Raw genomic sequence first — 18,115 nt, 5'->3', positions numbered from 1 at the left:
GTAGCGACGATGGTTGCACGACTCTCCGTCGCCCTCTGACCCGGCCGCCCCTCGTCAGGCCGGATACGGCGGAAATCCCCCCACCAGTCCGCGTACCTCTTCTCGTACGTTCGTGTCCTCCCGCACCGCTTCGACCAGGAGTCCCGCGATGCGCGCCTGTTCCCGGCCGCCCATGCCCTGGGTCGTGACGGCCGCCGTGCCGAGCCGTAGACCGCGGGTGTCGTCGTGGGGCAGGGCGCAGGTGTCGAGGAAGATGCCGGAGGCCGCGAGGCGGCCTCGGGCCGTGTGGGCGTCCACCCCGAGGGGGGTCGGGTCGGCCAGGATCAGGTGGGTGTCCGTGCCGCCGGTGGTGACGGCGAAGCCTGCGGCGGCCAGTGCTTCCGCCAGGATGCGTGCGTTGCGGACCACCTGATGGGCGTACGCCGTGAACGCGGGCGTCGCCGCCTCGCCGAACGCGACGGCCTTGGCGGCGATCGTGTGCATCTGGGCGCCGCCCTGCGTGAACGGGAAGACGGCGCGGTCGATCCGTTCCGCGAGCTCCGTCCCGCACAGCAGGAGGCCGCCCCGCGGGCCGCGCAGGACCTTGTGCGTCGTGGCGCAGACGACGTCCGCGTGCGGTACGGGGTTCGGCGCCGCTCCCCCGGCGATCAGGCCCATGGGGTGCGCGGCGTCGGCGATGAGATACGCGCCCACGTCGTCGGCGATCTCGCGGAAGGCCGCGTAGTCCATGTGCCGGGGGTAGGAGATCGAGCCGCAGACGATGGCCTTGGGGCGGTGCGAGCGGGCGAGGGCGTGCACCTGGTCGTAGTCGATGAGGCCGCTCTCGGGGTCCACTCCGTACCCGACGAAGTCGAACCAGCGGCCGGAGAAGTTCGCGGGCGAGCCGTGCGTGAGGTGACCGCCGTACGGCAGGCCCATCGCGAGGACCGTGTCGCCGGGGCGCAGCAGCGCGGCGTACGCGGCGAGCACGGCGGAGGAACCGGAGTGTGCCTGTACGTTGGCGTGCTCGGCGCCGAACAGGGCCTTGGCCCGGTCGACGGCGATCCGCTCGGCGATGTCGACGAGCTCGCAGCCGCCGTGGTGGCGGGCGCCGGGGTAGCCCTCGGCGTACTTGTTGGCGAGCGGCGAGCCGAGCGCGGTGAGGACGGCGGGCGAGGTGAAGTTCTCGGCGGCGATCAGCTGCAGCGCGTCGGCCTGCCGGGCGGCCTCCGCGGCGAGGACCTCGGCCAGCTCGGGGTCCTGCCTGCGCAGCCCTTCGAGGTCCGTGTAGGACGTGGGTGCGGTGGCTGCGGTGGGTGCGGTGCTGACCGTGCTGAGCGACATCGTGGGCTCCGGGCCTTGCAGGGGTGACCTCAGATCCAATGTAGGCCGCTACATGTGCGCGGGCACCCCGGTCAGCGCCGTCACCACGGGGTCGAGGGCCTGGTTGATCTCGTCGCCCACCGACCGGAAGAACGGCAGGGGCGCCCCGTACGGGTCGTACACCTCGTCGGCCTCCACGTTCGGTGCGAGGAGCCAGCCGCGCAGCGCGGCGGCGGCCCGCACCAGCGCGCGGGCCCGCTCCACCACTCCGCCGTCCGGGTCCGGCAGCGTCGTCATGTCTATGGCCCGTACGAGCCGCGTGAACTCCTTGAGCGTGAACGTGCGCAGGCCCGCCGAGTGCCCCATGGAGATGACCTGCGCCCGGTGGTCGCGGGTGGCGGTCAGCACCAGGTCGGCGCGGATGACGTGGTCGTCGAGGAGCTCGCGGCCCATGAAGCCGGTGGGGTCCGCGCCGAAGTCGGCGAGGACCGTCTCGGCGTTGGTCTCCATGGGGGCGCCCTCGTGGCCCCAGGTGCCCGCGCTCTCCACGATCAGACCACCGGTGAGGGGGTCGCCGAGGCGGTCCGCCAGGGCATGTCTGGTCAGCCGCTCGGTGATGGGCGAGCGGCACACGTTGCCGGTACTGACGTGGAGGATGCGGAAGGAGTCCGCAGAGCCCGGGAAGCCCGCTATGCCACGCCCCGTCTCAGGGGCTGTCAATTCGCCACCTCGAGGTCGGGTACCACCTTGCGCAGCTCGTCCGCGTCGAGTGCGCCCGCGCGGAGCAGCACCGGCACCTTGCCCGTGACGTCGACGATCGACGACGGGACGATGCCGGGGGTCGGGCCGCCGTCCAGGTAGACGGAGACGGAGTCGCCGAGCATCTCCTGGGCGGCGTCGCAGTCCTCGGGGGCGGGGTGTCCCGTGAGGTTGGCCGAGGAGACGGCCATCGGGCCGACCTCGGTGAGCAGCTCGATGGCGACGGGGTGCAGCGGCATGCGGATGGCGACCGTGCCGCGGGTGTCGCCGAGGTCCCACTGCAGGGACGGCTGCTGCTTGGCGATGAGGGTCAGGGCGCCGGGCCAGAAGGCGTCGACGAGCTCCCAGGCCATCTCGGAGAAGTCGGTGACCAGGCCGTGCAGGGTGTTCGGCGAGCCGATCAGGACGGGCGTGGGCATGTTGCGGCCGCGGCCCTTGGCGTCCAGCAGGTCGGAGCACGCCTCCGGGGAGAAGGCGTCGGCGCCGATCCCGTAGACCGTGTCGGTGGGCAGCACGACCAGTTCGCCGCGGCGTACGGCGGACGCGGCCTCGCGCAGACCGGTCGTACGGTCGGTCGCGTCGTTGGTGTCGTATCGCCGTGCCATTAGTCCGGACTCCTCACTGAAAAGCTGACACTGATGATCTGGGTCGTCAGGGCTGTCGTCACGGCATCGCCCTGCGGGCGGTGGCGAAGCGCGGGCGGTTGTTGAGATCGGGGTGGTCGGCCGCGTCGGCCCAGCCGCGTTCCTCGGTGAAGATCCACGGGACCTGGCCGCCCTGGGTGTCCGCGTGCTCGATGACGACCACGCCCCCGGGCCGCAGCAGCCGGTGCGCGGTGCGCTCGATGCCGCGGATCAGGTCGAGGCCGTCCTCACCGGAGAAGAGGGCGAGCTCGGGGTCGTGGTCGCGGGCTTCCGGGGCGACGTACTCCCACTCGGTGAGCGGGATGTACGGCGGGTTGGAGATCACGAGGTCCACCTGTCCGTCGAGCTCGGGGAAGGCCTCCCTGGCGTCTCCCCGCACGAGCTCGACCCTGGACCCCTCGACGTTCTTGCGCGTCCACTTCAGGGCGTCCTCGGACAGCTCCACGGCGTGCACCCGCGAGCGCGGGACCTCCTGCGCCATGGCGAGGGCGATGGCGCCGGAGCCGGTGCACAGGTCGACGATGAGCGGTTCGACGACGTCCATCGCGCGGACGGCGTCTATGGCCCACCCGACGACGGACTCGGTCTCCGGACGCGGCACGAAGACGCCGGGGCCGACCTGCAGCTCCAGGTAGCGGAAGAAGGCCCGCCCCGTGATGTGCTGGAGCGGTTCGCGGGCCTCGCGGCGCGCGACGGTCTCCCAGTAGCGGGCGTCGAAGTCGGAGTCCTTGACGGTGTGCAGCTCGCCCCGCTTCACGCCGTGCACGAAGGCGGCGAGCTCCTCGGCGTCATTGCGCGGCGAGGGCACGCCGGCGTCGGCCAGCCGCTGGGTGGCCTGGGCCACTTCCGCGAGCAGCAGGTTCACGCTGGTCCTCCGGGGACGGGTCGTACGAGCGGGTGTGCTTACGCGGCGGCGAGCTTGGCGGCGGAGTCGGCGTCGACGCAGGCCTGGATGACCGGGTCGAGTTCGCCGTCGAGCACCTGGTCCAAGTTGTACGCCTTGAAGCCGACGCGGTGGTCCGAGATCCGGTTTTCCGGGAAGTTGTACGTACGGATCTTCTCGGAGCGGTCGACCGTGCGGACCTGGCTGCGGCGGGCGTCCGCGGCCTTGCTCTCCGCCTCTTCCTGGGCCGCCGCAAGGAGCCTGGAGCGCAGAATGCGCATCGCCTGCTCCTTGTTCTGCAGCTGGCTCTTCTCGTTCTGGCAGGAGGCGACGACTCCGGTGGGAAGGTGCGTGATGCGGACGGCGGAGTCCGTCGTGTTGACGGACTGGCCGCCGGGACCCGACGAGCGGTAGACGTCGATGCGCAGGTCGTTGGCGTGGATCTCCACGTCGATCTCCTCGGCCTCGGGCGTCACGAGGACACCGGCCGCGGAGGTGTGGATGCGCCCCTGGGACTCGGTGGAGGGCACGCGCTGCACGCGGTGCACGCCGCCCTCGTACTTCAGCCGCGCCCAGACGCCCTGACCCGGCTCGGTGGCGCCCTGGCCGCCCTTGGTCTTCACGGCGACCTGAACGTCCTTGTAGCCGCCGAGCTCGGACTCGGTGGAGTCGATGATCTCGGTCTTCCAGCCGATGCGCTCCGCGTACCGCAGGTACATGCGCAGGAGGTCGCCGGCGAACAGGGCGGACTCGTCGCCGCCCGCGCCCGCCTTGATCTCCAGGATGACGTCCTTGTCGTCGGACGGGTCCCGGGGCACGAGCAGCAGCCGCAGCTTCTCGGTGATCTCCTCGCGCTGCCGCTCCAGGTCCTTGACCTCGGCGACGAAGTCCGGGTCGTCGGCCGCGAACTCGCGCGCGGTCTCGATGTCCTCCCCGGTCTGCTTCCAGGAGCGGTACGTCGCGACGATCGGGGTGAGCTCGGCGTAGCGCTTGTTGAGCTTGCGCGCGTTGGCCTGGTCGGCGTGGACCGACGGGTCCGCGAGCTTCTGTTCGAGATCGGCGTGCTCGCCGATCAGTTCCTCGACCGCCTCGAACATCGGGGGCTCCTGGTCTTCTGCGCGGTGATTCTCCGCGAATTGGCTGCGGGACGGCAAAAGCGCCGGTCCCGGCCGCCCCCTCGCGAGGGCGGTCGACGACCGGCGCAGTGGCTCGCTACTTCTTGGCGGAGCCGGCCTTGCCGAAGCGGGCCTCGAAGCGGGCCACGCGGCCACCGGTGTCGAGGATCTTCTGCTTGCCCGTGTAGAACGGGTGGCACTCGGAGCAGACCTCGGCACGGACGGTGCCGCTGGAGATCGTGCTGCGGGTGGTGAACGACGCGCCACAGGTGCAGCTGACCTGCGTCTCGACGTACTCGGGGTGGATGTCGCGCTTCAAGGTGTCTCCTAGTTTCGGGAGGGCGCCGGGTCGTACGCGCGGATTGCTCGTACGTGAACCGGGGCCGACGTACCAGTCTGCCAGGACCGGCCGTATCTCCCAAAACCGGGGTGGAGGCCGATCTATTCCGGATCCGTCCGGATCGGTCCGGCTCAGTGGCTGGAGACCACGTCGCCCGCGTCGCCCTTGTCACCGGCGGACTTCTCCGTGGCGGACTTGGGTATGGCCTTGTCGGCCCTGAGCGCGTCCCAGACCTCCTGGTCGGCCTTCTCCAGGGGGAGGACGCGGTTGGGGTCGTTCGGGTCGTACTGGATGGGCAGCGTGACCATCTTCATGTCACCCGCGCCGATGCCCTTGAGGCCGTTCGCGAAGCTCGCCAGGGACTTGACGTCGTTCAGGTCGGAGTCGGTGGTGATGGCGCTGGTCGCGTCGTTCGCCAGGTCGTACAGCTTCTTCGGGTTGCCGAAGACGCCGACGTCCTTGACCTGGTCGAGGAGGGCCTTGATGAAGGCCTGCTGGAGCTGGATGCGGCCGAGGTCGCTGCCGTCGCCGACGCCGTGCCGGGTGCGGACCAGGCCGAGGGCCTGCTCACCGTTGAGGGTGTGGGTGCCGGCGTCCAGGTCGAGGTGGCTGTCCTTGTCGTGGATGGCCTTCTTCGTGGTGATGTCGACGCCGCCGAGGGTGTCTATGAGCTTCTTGAAGCCCGTGAAATCGACCTCTACGTAGTGGTCCATCCGGATGCCGGACATCTTCTCGACGGTCTTGACGGCACAGGCGGGGCCCCCGACCTCGTACGCCGTGTTGAACATCTGCCGCTGCCCGCCGGGCTCGGACTTGCCGTCCTCGGTCGAGCAGTCGGGCCGGGATATGAGGGTGTCGCGGGGTATGGAGACGACGCTGGCCGTCTTGTGGCCCTTGTAGACGTGGACGATCATCGCCGTGTCCGAGCGGGCGGCACCCTCGTCCTTGCCGTACTTGGCGTTGTCGCCGGAGCGCGAGTCGGAGCCGAGGACGAGGATGTCCTGGGAGCCGTTGTCGACGTCCAGGGGGCGGTCCGTGCCGAGAGCGGCGTTGATGTCGACGCCCTTGATGTTGCCGTTGAGCTTGAAGTACACGTAACCGAGACCGGTGCCTCCGAGGACGGCCACGCCCGCGGCGGTCCATGCGGTGACGACGAGCACCTTCTTGCGCGTACTCCGCGGCTTGCGGCGGCGGCCACGCTTCGCGCGCTTCGGCGCGTCGGCGGCCCTGCTCTCGTCGGTCATGCGCTCCTCAGTCCCGTCGGTCGGTACCCCCTGCTTTCAGGGCCAGATGCGGTGTGTCGTCACTAGTCAGACGGCCAAACCGCTTGAAGGGTTGCACAGCGCGCTGTGCGCACCCCGGGCACCACCGGTGACCGACCGTGTACCCCCACCCCAACGATTTCAGGCCTCACCTGCGCCTTTTTCCGTCACCGGGCTACTGCCCGTGACCGTGAGAGTCTCTTATGTGTGTGGCCAAGGTCTCTCCCTGGTCGCATCGCGCACCAAAAGGGCCGCCCCGTCACAGCTGTGACGGGGCGGCCCTGTGGACTGCTGAGGACGACTAGTCGTTGCCGTTGCCCGGCGTCGGCGTCGTCTTCTGGATCTGCAGCAGGAACTCCGCGTTCGACTTCGTCTGCTTCATCTTGTCGAGGAGCAGCTCGATCGCCTGCTGCTGGTCGAGCGCGTGCAGCACACGGCGCAGCTTCCAGGTGATCGCGAGCTCGTCGGAGCCGAGCAGGATCTCTTCCTTGCGGGTACCGGACGCGTCGACGTCCACCGCCGGGAAGATGCGCTTGTCGGCGAGCTTCCTGTCGAGCTTGAGCTCGGCGTTGCCGGTGCCCTTGAACTCTTCGAAGATGACCTCGTCCATGCGCGAGCCGGTGTCCACGAGCGCGGTGGCGAGGATGGTCAGCGAGCCGCCGTCCTCGATGTTGCGCGCGGCACCGAAGAAGCGCTTCGGCGGGTAGAGGGCCGTCGAGTCGACACCACCGGACAGGATGCGGCCGGAGGCCGGGGCGGCGAGGTTGTACGCACGGCCCAGACGGGTGATCGAGTCGAGCAGCACGACGACGTCGTGGCCCAGCTCCACCAGACGCTTGGCGCGCTCGATGGCGAGCTCGGCGACCGTGGTGTGGTCCTCGGCGGGACGGTCGAAGGTCGAGGAGATGACCTCGCCCTTCACCGACCGCTGCATGTCGGTGACCTCTTCCGGACGCTCGTCGACCAGGACGACCATCAGGTGGCACTCGGGATTGTTGTGCGTGATCGCGTTGGCGATCGCCTGCATGATCATGGTCTTGCCGGTCTTCGGCGGGGCCACGATCAGACCGCGCTGTCCCTTGCCGATGGGCGCGACGAGGTCGATGATGCGGGTGGTGAGCACGCCCGGGTCGGTCTCCAGACGGAGCCTGTCCTGCGGGTAGAGGGGCGTCAGCTTGTTGAACTCCGGCCGTCCGCGCCCGGATTCGGGCGCCATGCCGTTCTGCGAGTCCAGGCGGACCAGCGCGTTGAACTTCTCGCGGCGCTCGCCGTCCTTGGGCTGGCGGACCGCGCCGGTGACGTGGTCACCCTTGCGCAGACCGTTCTTGCGGACCTGGGCCAGCGAGACGTAGACGTCGTTGGGACCGGGGAGGTAGCCCGACGTACGGATGAACGCGTAGTTGTCGAGGATGTCCAGGATGCCCGCGACGGGGATCAGGACGTCGTCGTCGGAGACCTGCGGCTCGTTGCCGAAGCCCTGCTCGTCACGGCCACGACGGCCACGGCGGTCGCGGTAGCGCCCGCGGCGGCCACGGCGCCCGCCATCGAAGTCGTCGTCGTCCTGCGGACCGTTGTCGCGCTGCTGACGGTCCTGGCGGTCCTGCCGCTCCTGGCGCCCGCCGCCCTGCTGCTGGCGGTCCTGACGGTCCTGGCGGTCCTGACGGCCGCCGCCCTGCTGGTCGTCGCCCTTGTTGCCGCGGCGGTCGCGGTCACGGCCGCGGCCCTGCCGGTCACGGCGCTCACGACGGCCCTCGCCACCGTTGTCGCCGGAGGCGTCGTTGCCCTTGTCGCCCTTGGCGCCCTTGTCGTCGGACGCGTCGCCCGAGGCGTCGCCCTTCGCCTCGGCGGCGGCCGACTCGGGGCTGCCCGCGTCGGCGGTGGCCCGGCGCCTGCGGCGCTCGGCCGGCGGCTGGTCCTCTCCGCCGCGCTCGCCCTCGCTCGCGCGGGCGGGGCCGCCGGCGGGCTGCCCGGGGATGTCGATCTGCTGCTGGGCCGCGGCCTTGTCGGCCTTGGCGTCGGACTTGCCGCTCGCGGCCTTGGCCGGGGCGCTCGCCTTGGCGGCGGGCTCGGCGTCGTCACCCGTGCGGGCCTTCGAGGTGGCGCGGCGCTTGGGCTTGGTCTCGGTGGTGTCCCCCGAGGAGGCGGCGCTCTTCGCCGGGGCTCCGCCCCCTGCCTGCGCCTCCTTGATGACCTCGATCAGCTGGCTCTTGCGCATGCGCCCGGTTCCCTTGATCCCAAGGCCCGATGCGACCTGCTGCAGTTCCGCCAGCACCATGCCCTCGAGGCCGGTGCCGCGGCGCCGCCTCGACCCGGCCGAAGCACCGGTGGCAGGCGCCGCGGAGGCGTCCGTGGCGGGCGTGTCGGCAGTCACGCCCATCAGATCGGTGGTGTCGCTCACGAAGGGTCCTTCCCTGGAGCGGACGTCGGCCTGTCTGGCTCGGCGACCGGTTGTGCTGTCCGGCGGTCGGTCCTTGCATTCTGTGGACCGTGCCGGGGCGGTGGTCCGCCAACGCGGCGGAAGAATTCATTGGTGATGGCGATTCCCGGTGCGGTGCCACTGAAGTGCGGTGTCACCCGGCTCGGTCACGCCGGTTCCGGAGCGTGCTCAGGACCGCTCAGTGCAGGGCACGAAGCAGTTTGGGAGGCTCCCGGAAGAATGGTTGTCCCGGACGGGGACACAAAGCACCTCGCCATGGTGAGGTCGGGTGCGGACTTGAGATTAACACTACCGGATCCAACAAACATTCCCCCTCTCAGGATCGGGACACCCCGAATCCCTTCGTTCACTGCGTCAGGGCGCGAGCGGCAGCACGCTCGCTCCCGAGGCGTCGAGTTCCAGGCGGTTGGCCGCCCAGCCCTCTCCCGCCAGTCGTGCGACCTTGTCGGCCGCACTGTCTTCGGCCAGCGCGAGGACCGTGGGCCCCGCGCCGGAGATCACCGCGGGCACGCCGTCGGCGCGCAGCCGCTCCACCAGGGCGGCGCTCTCCGGCATGGCGGGAGAGCGGTACTCCTGGTGCAGACGGTCCTCGGTGGCGGGCAGCAGCAGCTCGGGGCGCCTGGTCAGGGCCTCGACGAGCAGGGCCGCACGGCCCGCGTTGGTGGCCGCGTCGACGTGCGGGACGGTGCGCGGCAGGAGGCCGCGCGCCGTCTCGGTGAGGACGGGCTTTCCGGGGACGAAAACCACCGGAACGATGGAATCGACGGGTTCCATCCTGATCGCGCGGGCGGAGCCCCCGTCCATCCAGGAGAGCGTGAAGCCGCCGAGCAGGCAGGCGGCGACGTTGTCGGGATGGCCTTCGATCTCGGTGGCCAGTTCCAGCAGCGCGGCGTCGTCGAGCCTGGCCTCGCCGCCTATGGTCACGGCGCGCGCCGCGACGATGCCGGCGCAGATGGCGGCGGACGACGAGCCGAGGCCGCGGCCGTGCGGAATGCGGTTGGCGCAGACGATCTCGAGGCCGCGCGGCTGTCCGCCGAGCAGGTCGAAGGCGGTGCGCAGGGAACGTACCAACAGATGCGACTCGTCGCGCGGGAGGGTGTCGCTGCCCTCGCCTGCGATGTCGATGTTCAGACCGGAGTCGGCCACCCGGACGACGACGTCGTCGTACAGACCCAGCGACAGGCCCAGGGCGTCGAAGCCCGGACCGAGGTTGGCGCTGGTGGCGGGGACGCGCACCCGGACGGCGGCGGCGCGGAACGCGGGACCGGCCATCGCTCGATGACTCTCCTTGAGCTGCGTGTTTTTGAGGCTGCGTATTTTCGGTACGTGCCACGTGTACGGAACACCCGAAGGCCGCGAACAACGGCGGCACCGCGGCATATGCGGCGGGGCGGGTTCGGTACAGCCTATCGAAGGAAGGTTCTGTGGCGACATAGGGCGCACAGGAGGCGCACGATGCGTGTCGTAAGCCCCCTGTGCCACCCCCTGTACAGGGTCGCGGGTTCTGTCAGCCCACGTGGTTACGCGAGGCCGAGGCGCTCGGCCGCGGCGGCCGCGTCGACCGGGACGGTGACCGGCTGCGGAGCACCCGCGACGGCCCAGTCAGGGTCCTTCAGTCCATTGCCGGTGACAGTGCAGACGATCCGCTGCCCCTTGTCGACCTTGCCCTGCTCGGCGGCCTTCAGGAGACCGGCGACCGAGGCGGCCGACGCGGGCTCCACGAAGACACCCTCCTGGGACGCCAACAGCTTGTAGGCGCGCAGGATCTCACGGTCCGTCACCTCGTCGATGAAGCCGTCGGACTCGTCGCGCGCGGCGAGCGCGTGCTGCCACGACGCGGGGTTGCCGATGCGAATCGCGGTGGCGATCGTCGAGGGGTCCTTGACGACCTCGCCGCGCACGATGGGCGCGGAGCCGGAGGCCTGGAAGCCCCACATCCGGGGGGTACGGGTCGACACCGCGTCGGCCGCGTACTCCTTGTAGCCCTTCCAGTAGGCGGTGATGTTGCCGGCGTTGCCGACGGGAAGGACGTGGATGTCCGGGGCGTCGCCGAGCGCGTCGACGATCTCGAACGAGCCCGTCTTCTGGCCCTCGATTCGGTACGGGTTGACCGAATTGACCAGTGCCACCGGGTAGTTCTCCGACAGCGCTCGAGCGAGGTTCAAGCAGTCGTCGAAGTTGCCGTCGACCTGAAGGATCTTCGAGCCGTAGACGAGCGCCTGGCCCATCTTGCCGAGCGCGATCTTGCCCTGCGGCACGAGGACCGCGCAGACCATTCCGGCGCGTACGGCGTAGGCGGCCGCGGACGCCGAGGTGTTGCCGGTGGAGGCGCAGATGACGGCCTTCGCGCCCTCCTCCTTGGCCTTGGTGATCGCCATGGTCATGCCGCGGTCCTTGAAGGATCCCGTGGGGTTGGCGCCCTCGACCTTGAGGTGGACCTCGCAGCCCGTGCGCTCGGAGAGCACATGTGCCGGTACGAGCGGCGTGCCGCCCTCCCGGAGCGTCACGACCGGCGTGGTGTCGGAGACCGGAAGACGGTCCCGGTACTCCTCGATGATTCCGCGCCACTGGTGGGTCATTGCTGCTTACTCCCCTTCAACCCGCATGATGCTGGCGACACCACGCACGGTGTCGAGATTGCGCAGCGCCTCGACGGTGCCGCTGAGGGCGGCGTCGGGCGCGCGGTGGGTGACGACGACGAGGGAGGCCTCGCCGTCCTTGCCCGTCTGACGGACCGTATCGATCGATACGCCGTGTTCGGCGAAGACCGTCGCGACCTGGGCGAGCACGCCCGGCTTGTCGGCCACGTCGAGGCTGATGTGGTAGCGCGTGACGACCTCGCCCATGGAGCTCACGGGCAGCTGGGTGTACGCGGAGTCGCCGGGCCCGGTGGCTTCGGCGAGCTTGTTGCGGCAGACGGCGACGAGGTCACCGAGGACGGCGGACGCGGTGGGCGAGCCACCGGCGCCGGGCCCGTAGAACATGAGCTGTCCCGCGGCCTCCGCCTCGACGAAGACGGCGTTGTACGCACCTCGCACCGACGCCAGCGGATGGCTGAGCGGAATCATCGCGGGGTGCACGCGCGCGGTGACGGACCCGCCGTCGGCGGCCCGCTCGCAGATGGCAAGAAGCTTGATGGTGCAGCCCATGCGTTTGGCGGAGGCGAAGTCGGCGGCGGTGACCTCGGTCATGCCCTCGCGGTACACGTCGTCGAGGCGCACGCGCGTGTGGAAGGCGATTCCGGCGAGGATGGCGGCCTTGGCGGCGGCGTCGAACCCTTCGACGTCGGCGGTGGGGTCGGCTTCCGCGTAACCGAGTGCGGTGGCCTCGTCCAGGGCTTCCTGGTAACCGGCCCCCGTCGTGTCCATCGCATCGAGAATGAAATTCGTGGTCCCGTTCACGATGCCGAGGACGCGGTTGACCTTGTCACCGGCGAGGGACTCGCGCAGCGGCCGGATCAGCGGAATGGCACCGGCGACGGCGGCCTCGTAGTACAGATCCCGCCCGTGCTCGACGGCGGAGGCGTGCAGCGCGGCGCCGTCCTGGGCGATGAGCGCCTTGTTCGCGGAGACGACTGAGGCGCCGTGCTCGAACGCGGTGGTGATCAGGGTCCGGGCGGGCTCGATCCCCCCGATCACCTCGACGATGACGTCGATGTCCCCACGCTTGACCAGAGCGGTCGCATCCGTGGTGATCAGTGACGGATCGATTCCCTCACGCACCTTGGAGGGGCGGCGGACGGCGACCCCGGCGAGTTCCACCGGGGCGCCGATCCTGGCTGTGAGGTCGTCGGCGTGCGTCGTCATGATGCGCGCCACCTCTGAGCCGACAACCCCACAGCCCAGCAGCGCCACCTTCAGCGGACGCGTACGCATCATCCGACCTCACTTCTCATACATCTACGGTGGGACCAGTCTCACCCACCGGAACAGACTTTCTGTCCATCGTCCGGATCCTGAGACATCTATTTCATGTTTTGCGTCATCCGACGTCGAGACGCAGGAGATCTTCCTCCGTCTCACGCCGGACGATCACCCGCGCCTCGCCGTCGCGCACGGCGACGACGGGCGGGCGAAGTGCGTGGTTGTAGTTGCTCGCCATCGAGCGGCAGTACGCGCCGGTCGCGGGCACGGCGATCAGATCACCGGGCGCGAGATCCGCCGGAAGGAAAGCATCTCGTACGACGATGTCACCACTCTCGCAGTGCTTGCCCACGACACGCACCAGGACGGGGTCGGCGTCGGAGGAGCGGGAGACGAGGGCGACGGTGTATTCGGCGTCGTACAGCGCGGTGCGGATGTTGTCGGACATGCCGCCGTCCACGGACACGTACGTACGGAGCCCTTCGAGGGGCTTGACGGTGCCGACCTCGTAGAGCGTGAAGGCGGTGGGCCCGACGATGGCGCGCCCCGGCTCGACGGAGATGCGCGGCGTCCGCAGCTTCGCCGCGGCACACTCCCGCGTCACGATCTCGTTCAGCGCCGTGGCGATCTCGTGCGGCTCGCGGGGGTCGTCGTCGGAGGTGTAGGCGATACCGAGCCCGCCGCCGAGGTCGATCTCGGGCAGCTCGACGCCGTGCTCGTCGCGCACCTCGGCGAGCAGCTGCACGACGCGGCGGGCGGAGACCTCGAACCCGGCCATGTCGAAGATCTGCGACCCGATGTGGGAGTGGATGCCGATGAGGTCGAGCGAGTCGAGCTTCAGCACGCGCCGCACGGCCTCGGCGGCCTGCCCGCCCGCGAGCGCGATGCCGAACTTCTGGTCCTCGTGCGCGGTGGCGATGAACTCATGGGTGTGCGCCTCCACGCCCACGGTCACGCGGATCTGCACGCGCTGCCGCTTGCCGAGCCGCTCGGCGATGTGCGCGACGCGGACGATCTCCTGGAAGGAGTCGAGCACGATGCGGCCCACGCCGACGTCGACGGCGCGCTCGATCTCGGCGGGTGTCTTGTTGTTCCCGTGGAACGCGATGCGTTCGACGGGCATCCCGGCGTCGATGGCGGTGGCGAGCTCGCCACCGCTGCACACGTCGAGGTTGAGCCCCTCCTCGTGCAGCCACCGCACGACGGCGCGGGACAGAAACGCCTTTCCGGCATAGAAGACATCAGCTTCGCTGCCGAAGGCATCACGCCAGGCCTGACACCGGGCGCGGAAGTCGGCCTCGTCGATGAAGTAGGCGGGCGTACCGAACTCCTCGGCGAGCCGCGTCACTTCGATCCCACCCGTACTGACGACCCCTTCGGGGGTACGGGTGACGGTGCGGGACCAGACCTTGGGGTCCAGCGCGTTGAGATCGGCGGGCGGCGCGCTGTAGTGCCCCTCGGGCAGCACGTCGGCGTGGCGGGGGCCTGCGGGGTGGGCGGAACGGCTCATGGGTGCGGTGTCTCGTCTCTTGCGGGGTGATGGCCGTGGGGAGGCGGGGCGGAGGGGGCGGGCGGGGTGTCCGCGCCGTGCGGTACGTGTTTCTGCGGGAACACGTACCGCACGCCGTGCACGGGATGTCGCCCACCACTCCGCTGCTCACTCACGGGTGTCACACGAATTCGGGTGCGCTGATGCCGAGCAGGGACAGGCCACCGGCGAGCACCGTCCCGGCGGCTTCGGCGAGGGCCAGCCGGGCGCGGTGGGCGGCCGAGGGTTTCTCGTCACCGCGCGGCAGGACGGCTCCCTGCGGGGCGCTCTGCAAGGCCAGGAACGCGTCGGCGATGACGACGAGCTGCCGGGCGAGTCGGTCCGGGGCGCGGTGACGCCCTGCGGAGGCGAGGGTGGCGGGGTAGTCGCCGAGGGGGGTGAGGAGGGCCGGTGCGGGGTCGTCCGGGTGGCCCGGTGTGTCCTCTGCCGCCGGGTCCCGCTCCGGCTGGGCGGTAAAGCCGAGGGCGGCCGCGTTGCGGGTGAGGGCGCGGTTGCGGGCGTAGGCGTACTGGACGCGGAAGAGGGGGTTGTTCTCGCGCTGTACGAGGTGCTCGTCGCCGCCCTGCTCCGGGGTGACGCGGGGGTGGTCGTGCGGGGCGGGGTGGAGCAGTGCCCAGCGGGCGGCGTCGCGGCCGAGCCGGAGGACGGCGTCGGCGGGCGCGGGGGCCGGGACGGGGCGGAGGGTGGGGAGCGGCTCGGGGGGCCGTCCGTAGGCGTCGATGCGTACGTCGAGGGCGTCGAGGGCGGCCGCCCAGGCGGGGTCGGGCTCCTCGTCGCAGGTGACACGGACCAGAACGCCCTGTGAGCGCAGGATGCGGCGGGCGCTGTCGGCGATGACGGCGGCCCGGAGCTCGCGGGGCACGTGGATCTGGGCGAGGCCGCCGGTGTCGGGGTGGACGTGGCCGTAGCAACGGCCGCGCTCACGGATCTCGCGTACGAGGGCGGTGGCGTGGGCGCGGGCGTCCGTGAGCGTGATGTTGAGGAACCCGGGCCCGGTGATGTCGACGCCGGCGATGCCGGGCGCGGCGGCGAGTCGCGGGGACAGCACCTCGGCGACCTCCCGGGGCGTACGTCCGGCGGCGCGGGCGATCTGGAGGGCGACGTTGGTGGCGAAGTCCCCGCGTCCACCGGGCCGGGGCCGCTCGACCCGTACGTTCCCCGCCTCCACGGACGCGGTCACGTCCCCGCTGAGCTCCCCGGCATCGACGGCATTACGCATGGCGCGCAGCACGGTGCGGGAGAGCTCGGCGGGGGTCACGGGTCCAGCGTATGGGAGGAGGGGGGTCGGTAGGCGAGTCGGTTTCGGGGATGGTCCGGGATGTGGACGGGGGTGGGGCTTGGGTGCGGGGGGGGCTCCGCCTCCGGCGGCTGGCCTCTGTCGTGTGTGTGTGGGGGGGGGAGCCCCGGCCGGACCTCCCGCCGGGCAGGGCGGCCTCCGTGACCTGTGCCCGCCCACGCCCCCTCAGTCACGGAGACGAATGACGAGCGACGAGCGACTGACTCACCCAATGGTCTGTCCGACACGGACACCCACGCCCCGCGTCCGCACCCGCGTCCGCACCCGCACCGCTACTGCTCCGACGCCTCGCTCCCCGCGCCACCGCAGCCAAGATCACGTCCGACCGTGACGCCCTCACGCACTCTTTCCCCACCGGACTCGGGCTCGCCTTCCCCGTCAGGCTCCGCTTCCCCGTCCGCCTCACCGTCCCCCGCACTGCCCCGTCTCCCCTCCCCCTCCGATGAGATCAACTGGCGGACGATGCCGACCAGTTCGTTCGGCTCGAAGGGCTTGGCGAGGAAGGCGTCGACGCCGACTTCAAGGCCGCTCTCGACCTCGTACCGCGTGCATGCGCTGATGACGACGATGGGGAGGTCACGGGTCCGCGCGTCGGACCGCAGACGCGCCGCGGTGCGCAGTCCGTCGAGCCGGGGCATCACAACGTCGAGGGTGATCACATCGGGCTGGACCTGCTGCACGACGTCCAGGCATTCGACACCATCGGCCGCGGTCACGACCTCGAAGCCCTCCAGCTCGAGGTTGACCCTGATCAGCTGCCGGATGACCTTGTTGTCGTCCACAACAAGCACGCGGCCGGGCACGCCTGGCACAACTCGAGAGTAGGTCCGCGCCCGCCACCGCGTCCCGGTTTTCCCTACTTCCGCCCCGTGCGGCCCGCCCGGCCACCGCTCCCCTCCACCCCGGAGCGCCCCCTCCCCGGCCCGCCCCGTGAGCACGGAAATACCTGTTCATGGCGAGCCCCACAGAGCTGGTAGGGTTCTACCCGTCACCGCGCAAGCCGCGCTGATACGCCCCCGTAGCTCAGGGGATAGAGCAACGGCCTCCGGAGCCGTGTGCGCAGGTTCGAATCCTGCCGGGGGCACTCGCCACACAGTCAGCCTGAATCAAGTGCTGAGCTGGGCGGATGCCGACATGAGAGAGCGGGAGTCAGTCTCACTGGCTCCCGCTCTTTTTCGTTGTCTCTCAGTACTCACGCACTATCTGCGATACGTGCGACACACCTCCGACACGCCAACGCCACTCAGGAGTCTTCCCGCTATCTGCCACCCCAAGGTGTGGTGGAGCCTTCCCCCTTGCGGGGTGGGGGGCGCACGCTGAGTGGGGTGAGGGGGCGGAGGGGGCGAGCGTGCGAGTGAGAGGGTTGAGGATGATCCGAGCGTGCCTGTCCAGTGCGGCCGTGCCCGCCAAGGAGCGGTTCGACTGGTGGTTCGGGCTGAAGTCCGCGTCGCCCATCGCGACGACGTTGCGCAGTGACTACACCGATGACTTTCCCGTCGCCGTCGACCACGTGGACCTCGGGGCCGCGACGCTGACCACCATGTCGTACCCGTCGGCCGAGGTACGACGGACGGCGCGGCACATTCGCCGAGGGGATCCCGGGAGTTTGCAGGTCTCCCTCACTCTGCAAGGGCTCAGCGGCTTCGAGCAGGCTGGGCGGAACGTGCAGTTCGGGGCCGGGAATTTCTTGCTGTACGAGTCTTCTTCGCCCTTTGCGGGGTGGATGCGGCGGCTGGACGAGAGTGGTGCTCCCACTCGGAGCATCGTGGCCACGCTGCCCATGCATCTGCTGCCGTTCCCCGCCGACCGTCTTCCCGACCTCGTCTCCCGGCCCCTGTCCGGTCAGGAAGGGTTTGGTTCGCTGCTCTCAGTTTTCATGCGGCAAGTCGTCGATGATCCGGCGCAGTTCGGGGATACGCCTGCCGCCGCCGATCGGCTCACCCATACCCTCGTCGACCTCGTGGGGCATCTCGCCGCCCAACACTTGGACAGCGAACGTTCATTACCGGCCGAGAGTCGTACGCGCGTCCTGTTGCTGCGGGTGCAGAGTCATGTCCGACGGCATCTGCGCGACCCGGGGCTCAACCCCGACAGCATTGCCGCCGCGCATCACATCTCCACTCGGTATTTGCACCGGTTGTTCCAGGAGCAGGGGCTGACCGTCTCCTCCTGGATACGGCAGCTGCGCCTCGAACGCTGTCGTCGGGCGCTCGCCAATCCCGCCCTCGCCGCCGTGCCCGTCGGGGCCATCGCCGCCCGATGGGGGTTCACCCGGCCCGCCGTCTTCACCCGTGCGTTCCGTGCCGCGTACGGGCTCACCCCCAGCGAAGTGCGCGCTCGCACGCTGCTGAGCGACGGGAGTGCGCTGGCGGTCAACAAGAGTGCGCCCTTGGTCAACGACGTCGAGTGAGCGGTCGGGAAGACTTTGGGGCAGCGGCGAGGTCGGGGGTTCGCCGCCAGTGTCCGCCACTGCGCCCGAAGGAACGGGGGAGGGCGTAGGGGCGCGGCACGTACACCCGAGCCGATGACGTGTTGACGGCCGCCCGGCCATCCCGCGCCGTGACCTTCCGTGACCGGTCGCCGTCCCACCGTGCATCCACATCTTGTCGATCCTGTGCATCTTTGCCGTCGGCACCATGGAACCCGGACGAGGCCGCCCATCTT

Annotated in this window: 15 protein-coding genes and 1 tRNA gene; 2 read left to right on the top strand and 14 right to left on the bottom strand. The window is 70.2% G+C overall.

From position 1 onward, the window contains the following. Positions 1-54: 54 nt before the first annotated feature. The 14 genes from glyA to NOO62_RS27195 form a co-directional block, all read right to left on the bottom strand. Complete coding sequence (glyA, locus tag NOO62_RS27260) at positions 55-1,323, bottom strand: serine hydroxymethyltransferase (RefSeq protein ID WP_268773471.1); 1,269 nt, start codon at positions 1,321-1,323, stop codon at positions 55-57. A 48-nt stretch (positions 1,324-1,371) separates the two neighbouring features. Next, complete coding sequence (locus tag NOO62_RS27255) at positions 1,372-2,022, bottom strand: protein-tyrosine-phosphatase (protein WP_150186231.1); 651 nt, start codon at positions 2,020-2,022, stop codon at positions 1,372-1,374. After that, positions 2,019-2,666 carry an L-threonylcarbamoyladenylate synthase gene (locus tag NOO62_RS27250; RefSeq protein ID WP_150216185.1) on the bottom strand — a complete coding sequence of 216 codons (648 nt, stop codon included), beginning with the start codon at positions 2,664-2,666 and terminating at the stop codon, positions 2,019-2,021. The genes NOO62_RS27255 and NOO62_RS27250 overlap by 4 nt, the downstream gene beginning before the upstream one ends. Positions 2,667-2,724: 58 nt before the next feature. Then, the gene (prmC, locus tag NOO62_RS27245) at positions 2,725-3,570 is read right to left on the bottom strand and encodes a peptide chain release factor N(5)-glutamine methyltransferase (RefSeq protein ID WP_268773470.1); all 846 of its coding nucleotides are present in this window, start codon (positions 3,568-3,570) and stop codon (positions 2,725-2,727) included. Positions 3,571-3,608: 38 nt separating this feature from the next. Further along, positions 3,609-4,685 carry a peptide chain release factor 1 gene (gene prfA, locus NOO62_RS27240; RefSeq protein WP_268773469.1) on the bottom strand — a complete coding sequence of 359 codons (1,077 nt, stop codon included), beginning with the start codon at positions 4,683-4,685 and terminating at the stop codon, positions 3,609-3,611. A gap of 115 nt (positions 4,686-4,800) precedes the next feature. Further along, positions 4,801-5,022 carry a 50S ribosomal protein L31 gene (gene rpmE / locus NOO62_RS27235; protein WP_055564417.1) on the bottom strand — a complete coding sequence of 74 codons (222 nt, stop codon included), beginning with the start codon at positions 5,020-5,022 and terminating at the stop codon, positions 4,801-4,803. 152 nt (positions 5,023-5,174) lie between these two features. Then, complete coding sequence (locus tag NOO62_RS27230; protein WP_268773468.1) at positions 5,175-6,287, bottom strand: LCP family protein; 1,113 nt, start codon at positions 6,285-6,287, stop codon at positions 5,175-5,177. Positions 6,288-6,606: 319 nt separating this feature from the next. Beyond that, positions 6,607-8,703 carry a transcription termination factor Rho gene (gene rho / locus NOO62_RS27225; protein WP_268773467.1) on the bottom strand — a complete coding sequence of 699 codons (2,097 nt, stop codon included), beginning with the start codon at positions 8,701-8,703 and terminating at the stop codon, positions 6,607-6,609. Positions 8,704-9,096: 393 nt separating this feature from the next. Next, positions 9,097-10,014, bottom strand: coding sequence for a homoserine kinase (gene thrB / locus NOO62_RS27220; RefSeq protein WP_268773466.1), 918 nt, complete (start codon positions 10,012-10,014; stop codon positions 9,097-9,099). Between the two features lie 248 nt (positions 10,015-10,262). Continuing rightward, the gene (thrC, locus tag NOO62_RS27215; protein ID WP_268773465.1) at positions 10,263-11,321 is read right to left on the bottom strand and encodes a threonine synthase; all 1,059 of its coding nucleotides are present in this window, start codon (positions 11,319-11,321) and stop codon (positions 10,263-10,265) included. 6 nt (positions 11,322-11,327) lie between these two features. Next, complete coding sequence (locus tag NOO62_RS27210; protein WP_268773464.1) at positions 11,328-12,620, bottom strand: homoserine dehydrogenase; 1,293 nt, start codon at positions 12,618-12,620, stop codon at positions 11,328-11,330. A gap of 103 nt (positions 12,621-12,723) precedes the next feature. Continuing rightward, positions 12,724-14,115, bottom strand: coding sequence for a diaminopimelate decarboxylase (gene lysA / locus NOO62_RS27205; protein ID WP_268773463.1), 1,392 nt, complete (start codon positions 14,113-14,115; stop codon positions 12,724-12,726). A gap of 160 nt (positions 14,116-14,275) precedes the next feature. Beyond that, positions 14,276-15,412 (bottom strand): ArgS-related anticodon-binding protein NrtL, encoded by a 1,137-nt coding sequence (gene nrtL / locus NOO62_RS27200; protein WP_268773462.1) that lies wholly within the window; start codon positions 15,410-15,412, stop codon positions 14,276-14,278. A gap of 311 nt (positions 15,413-15,723) precedes the next feature. Beyond that, on the bottom strand, positions 15,724-16,263 hold the full coding sequence (locus NOO62_RS27195) for a response regulator (RefSeq protein WP_414930893.1): 540 nt from the start codon (positions 16,261-16,263) through the stop codon (positions 15,724-15,726). Between the two features lie 200 nt (positions 16,264-16,463). On the opposite strand from NOO62_RS27195, the gene NOO62_RS27190 reads away from it, so the two are divergent. Further along, positions 16,464-16,535 (top strand) — tRNA-Arg (locus NOO62_RS27190). 315 nt (positions 16,536-16,850) lie between these two features. Then, positions 16,851-17,861 carry a helix-turn-helix domain-containing protein gene (locus NOO62_RS27185; RefSeq protein WP_268773461.1) on the top strand — a complete coding sequence of 337 codons (1,011 nt, stop codon included), beginning with the start codon at positions 16,851-16,853 and terminating at the stop codon, positions 17,859-17,861. Positions 17,862-18,115 lie beyond the last annotated feature (254 nt).

It is taken from the genome of Streptomyces sp. Je 1-369 (genome assembly GCF_026810505.1).
Lineage (GTDB): Bacteria > Actinomycetota > Actinomycetes > Streptomycetales > Streptomycetaceae > Streptomyces.
The sequence above is the reverse complement of the archived record's forward strand: the minus strand, read 5'-3'. Positions and strand labels throughout refer to the sequence as shown.

Bases quoted from the DNA above. Each gene is read 5' to 3' on its own strand.
- thrB (WP_268773466.1), bottom strand. From the start codon at position 10,014: ATGGCCGGTCCCGCGTTCCGCGCCGCCGCCGTCCGGGTGCGCGTCCCC.
- NOO62_RS27210 (WP_268773464.1), bottom strand. From the start codon at position 12,620: ATGATGCGTACGCGTCCGCTGAAGGTGGCGCTGCTGGGCTGTGGGGTT.
- glyA (WP_268773471.1), bottom strand. From the start codon at position 1,323: ATGTCGCTCAGCACGGTCAGCACCGCACCCACCGCAGCCACCGCACCC.
- lysA (WP_268773463.1), bottom strand. From the start codon at position 14,115: ATGAGCCGTTCCGCCCACCCCGCAGGCCCCCGCCACGCCGACGTGCTG.
- NOO62_RS27230 (WP_268773468.1), bottom strand. From the start codon at position 6,287: ATGACCGACGAGAGCAGGGCCGCCGACGCGCCGAAGCGCGCGAAGCGT.
- thrC (WP_268773465.1), bottom strand. From the start codon at position 11,321: ATGACCCACCAGTGGCGCGGAATCATCGAGGAGTACCGGGACCGTCTT.
- NOO62_RS27250 (WP_150216185.1), bottom strand. From the start codon at position 2,666: ATGGCACGGCGATACGACACCAACGACGCGACCGACCGTACGACCGGT.
- prfA (WP_268773469.1), bottom strand. From the start codon at position 4,685: ATGTTCGAGGCGGTCGAGGAACTGATCGGCGAGCACGCCGATCTCGAA.